The sequence below is a fragment of the Cellulomonas fimi genome, assembly GCF_028527925.1.
GTDB classification, from domain to species: domain Bacteria; phylum Actinomycetota; class Actinomycetes; order Actinomycetales; family Cellulomonadaceae; genus Cellulomonas; species Cellulomonas fimi_C.
Map to the genome: position 1 here is coordinate 1 of NZ_JAPESW010000119.1, position 1,032 is coordinate 1,032.

The following is a 1,032-nucleotide window of genomic DNA, read 5'->3' on the forward strand; positions in this document are numbered from 1 at the left end:
GTCGACGGAGAGGCGGGCGCATGGGCAACGGTGGACCGGTCACGTTCGGGGTCGTCGGCAGCGGCTGGCGCGCGGAGTTCTTCCTCCGCGCGGCGCGCCAGATGCCGGACAGGTTCCGGTGCGTCGGCGGCGGCCGCGGCGAGCTCGTCGAACGTCCAGGCGACGTCGCCGCTGAGCTCGTACACGCGCCCGTCGTGCCCGTCGGTCGACAGGACGACGGCGGCGGCCTCGGCGTAGTCGGCGCGGGGTGCGGACGCGACCCCCCCGCCCGCGGTGCTCGACACGACGACCCCCGTCGCCGCGGCCTGCTCCAGCACGGGCAGGTAGTTCTCGGAGTACCAGTTGTTGCGCAGGATCGTCCACGCCAGCCCGGACGCGCGCAGCACCTCCTCGGTCGCACGGTGCTCGACGGCCAGCGGAAGCGGCGTCGTGTCGGCGTGCGGGGCGCTCGTGTAGACGACGCGGCCGACGCCGGCCCCAGCGGCGGCCTCGATCGCGCGGGTGTGCTGCGCGACGCGCCGACCGACCTCGCTGCCGGACACGAGCAGCACGACGTCGGCACCCTCGAAGGCGGCGGTCAGCGTGGCGGGGTCGTCGAAGTCGGCGACGGTCGTGCGGACCCCGCGGGCGGCGAGGTCGGCGAGACGGTCGACGGAGCGGCCGGTCGCGACGACGTCCTGCGCGGGGACGCCGCGCTCGAGCAGGTGCTCGACGACGAGACGGCCGAGGTGGCCGGTGGCTCCGGTGACGACGATCGACATGGTGGTCCTCTCGGTGGCCCGGCTGGTCCGGGCGACGGGTGTGTCGCGGTCGTCAACCGTCGCCCGCCGTGACGCCTTCCCGCCAGGAGGTACCCACTTCGTCGTAAGGTACGGACGTGACGGTAAGCAACGAGGTCAGCGTCCTGGACCGGCTCCTGACGGACGGTGTTCTGGTGTCCGCGTGCCCCAGCCGGGTCCTCCTCGACCACGTGACGAGCAAGTGGGGCGTCCTGCTGCTGGTCGCCCTGTCGGAGCGGTCGATGCGGTGGGG

1 protein-coding gene and 1 pseudogene are annotated in these 1,032 nt (G+C 73.9%); one reads left to right on the plus strand and one right to left on the minus strand.

The genetic code is table 11. The features are described from left to right. The coding region (locus OMK64_RS20015; protein WP_272730107.1) for an NAD(P)H-binding protein at positions 1-761 on the minus strand (761 nt) is incomplete at its 3' end. Positions 762-877: 116 nt separating this feature from the next. Here OMK64_RS20015 and OMK64_RS20020 point away from each other — a divergent pair. Further along, positions 878-1,032, plus strand: a pseudogene (locus OMK64_RS20020) (winged helix-turn-helix transcriptional regulator); the annotation flags it as partial.